This is a genomic window from Agathobaculum sp. (assembly GCF_050946325.1).
Taxonomy (GTDB): Bacteria; Bacillota; Clostridia; order Oscillospirales; family Butyricicoccaceae; genus Agathobaculum.
The window spans coordinates 1-2,864 of sequence record NZ_JBMNUP010000184.1 but is presented as its reverse complement, the minus strand read 5'-3'; the positions used below and the strand labels follow the sequence as shown (position 1 = coordinate 2,864).

The 2,864-nt window shown below is 55.8% G+C and carries 3 protein-coding genes and 1 pseudogene; all 4 read left to right on the top strand.

Translation table 11 applies throughout. The annotated features are described in order from the left end of the window. Positions 1 to 434: pseudogene (locus ACOYIE_RS10310) on the top strand (anthranilate phosphoribosyltransferase); the annotation flags it as partial. Further along, the gene (gene trpC, locus ACOYIE_RS10305) at positions 431 to 1,228 is read left to right on the top strand and encodes an indole-3-glycerol phosphate synthase TrpC (RefSeq protein ID WP_433412908.1); all 798 of its coding nucleotides are present in this window, start codon (positions 431 to 433) and stop codon (positions 1,226 to 1,228) included. The pseudogene ACOYIE_RS10310 and the gene trpC, both read left to right, overlap by 4 nt. Next, a complete protein-coding gene (locus tag ACOYIE_RS10300) occupies positions 1,215 to 1,817 on the top strand; it encodes a phosphoribosylanthranilate isomerase (RefSeq protein ID WP_433412906.1) in 603 nt (200 codons plus the stop codon). Before trpC ends, ACOYIE_RS10300 begins: the two co-directional genes overlap by 14 nt. Position 1,818: 1 nt before the next feature. Further along, on the top strand, positions 1,819 to 2,832 hold the full coding sequence (gene aroF / locus ACOYIE_RS10295; protein WP_433412904.1) for a 3-deoxy-7-phosphoheptulonate synthase: 1,014 nt from the start codon (positions 1,819 to 1,821) through the stop codon (positions 2,830 to 2,832). Positions 2,833 to 2,864 lie beyond the last annotated feature (32 nt).

Sequence of the window (2,864 nt, the reverse complement as noted above, 5' to 3'; positions counted from 1 at the left end):
TATACGATGAATATCTGGTGGAGCCCATTGCCAAGGTTTTGACCACGCTGGGCGTTAAACGCGGCCTTGTGGTTTACGGGCAGGACAAGTTGGACGAAATTTCGATGAACGCACCAACAACAGCCTGCGAAATCAGGGACGGTTACTATCGTACCACCGTCCTTGCACCGGAGGATTTTGGCCTGACCCGCTGTGAAAAATCCGCGCTCGTGGGTGGTACTCCCAAAGAAAACGCAGCCATCACCCGGGCTATACTCTCCGGTGGCGAGCAGGGTCCCCGCCGCAGTATCGTGCTGCTCAATGCAGGCGCGGCGCTGTATATTGCGGGGAAAGCTGACGGCATTGCAGACGGCGTCAGGCTTGCCGGGAAACTGATCGACTCCGGCGCGGCGCTTCGGACGCTGGAGGCGCTTCGGGAGGCGTCCAACGCATGAGTACCATTCTGGATGCCATCGCCGCCTATGCCCGTAAGCGGGTGGAGGCAGACCGGTCCGAATATTCGCTTGAGCGCCTTCGGGCAGACTGCCGCGCGCGCGGCAAAGCCAGTCCGGGCTTTGCCGCCGCCCTGCAAAAGCCGGGAATTTCCTTTATCTGCGAGATCAAGAAAGCCAGCCCGTCGAAAGGCATGATCTCTGCTGACTTTCCCTATCTGCAAATTGCGCAGGCTTACGAATCCGCCGGCGCGGATGCCATCTCCTGTCTGACGGAGCCCAAGTGGTTCTTAGGCTCGGATGCGATTTTCCGCGAAATTCGTGTCGCGGTCAAAACGCCGATGCTGCGCAAAGATTTTGTCGTGGATGAATACCAGCTTTATCAGGCGCGGCTCATGGGGGCGGATTCGGTTCTGCTGATTTGCTCGCTGCTGGACACAAAGACCATTGAAGCATACCTCGGCATCTGCGAAGAACTGGGCCTTGACGCGCTGGTCGAGGCGCACGACGAGGCGGAAATTGATTCCGCTGTTTCTGCCGGTGCGAAGGTCATCGGCGTGAACAACCGCAATCTGAAGGATTTTTCCGTGGACTTTTCCAATGCCGCACGGTTGCGTGACTGCGTCCCAAATGGAATCCTTTATGTGGCGGAGTCCGGGGTGACGGGACCGGAGAGTCTAAAAGTGCTGAAAGAGATTGGAGCTGACGCGGTGCTGGTGGGCGAGGCACTGATACGCGCCGCCGATCAAAGTGAAACGCTTGGAGCTATGCGGAGGGCCGCTAATGACGAAAATTAAACTCTGTGGTCTGAGCCGGCCCTGCAATATCGCGTATGCAAACGAGCTGCGGCCGGAGTATATCGGATTTGTTTTCGCAGCAAAAAGCCGGCGATATATTTCGCCGGAAACGGCTGCGGCGCTGCGGCTCACGCTGGACAGTGCCATCTGCCCGGTGGGTGTGTTTGTGAACGAGCCGCCGGAAAACGTGGTGGAGCTTTTGAACGGCGGCGTCATCGACATGGCGCAGCTCCACGGGCAGGAGGACGAAACCTACATCCGAAAACTGCGGAGTTTGACAGACAAACCGCTGATTCAGGCATTTTCCATCCGTTGCACGGCAGATGCGACGGCAGCCACGCACTCATCGGCGGATTATATCCTGCTGGACAACGGCAGCGGCGGAACCGGGAAACACTTTGACTGGTCGCTGACCGCAAATGTTTCACGCAGCTATTTTCTGGCTGGCGGCTTGTCCGCCGACAATGTTGCGCAGGCAGTCAGTATGGCGCACCCCTACGCCGTGGACGTAAGCTCCGGTGTGGAAACCGATGGCTTCAAGGATTTTGAAAAAATGTGCCGTTTTGTCCAGGCGGTGAGGGAGAAATAAAATGGTTTTCATTTTGAAAAAAGGCGTTTCGCAAAGCGCCGTTCAAGAATTTCGCAAGGATTGGGAAAGCAAGGGCTTTTCGACCATTTGGGCGCCCGGCACCGACCACGACGCCGTTTGTCTGATTGGAAACACATCCACCGTGGATATGGACGCTGTTGTGTATACCAATCCGATTGTGGCCTATGCCCGACGCGTGACAGAACCGTACAAAGCGGCCAGCCGCACGGTACATGAGGATAATACTGTGATCACCATCGGTGACGTGACCATCGGCGATGGCGGATTTACCGTAATCGCCGGGCCGTGTTCGGTTGAAACAGAGGATCAGATTACCACAATCGCGCGTTTGACCAAGCAGAGCGGCGCAAAGATTCTGCGCGGCGGCGCGTTTAAACCGCGCACATCCCCCTACTCCTTTCAAGGGCTTGGAAAGGAAGGCCTTGCGCTTCTCTCAGCGGCAAAAAAAGCGACTGGACTGCCAATCGTTACAGAGATTATGAACCAGACACAGACACCGCTGTTCGAGGACGTGGACATCGTGCAGATTGGCGCCCGGAATATGCAGAATTACGACCTTCTCAAAGAGGTCGGCAAAATGGGCAAGCCTGTGTTGCTCAAACGGGGGCTGTCCAGCTCGATTGACGAGCTTTTGATGAGCGCGGAATATATTATGAGCTCTGGCTGCTCAGATGTGATTCTTTGTGAGCGCGGAATCCGCACATTTGAAACTTCCACCCGTAACACTCTTGACATTTCCGCTGTATGCGTGCTCAAAGAAAAAACGCACCTTCCGGTTATCATCGATCCCAGCCATGCCTGCGGAATCCGCTCCTATGTTCCCGCACTGAGCAAAGCGGCGTTTGCTGTGGGCGCAGACGGCCTTCTGGTCGAAGTCCACAACGACCCCGCGCACGCGCTGTGCGACGGTGCTCAGTCGCTGGATCCGGAGCAGTTTGGTAATCTGATGTCACAGCTGAAAAAGTACGCACAGATAGAAAACCGCAGTATTTAAGACTTTTCAAAATTAATGTGTACCGGGGTTCT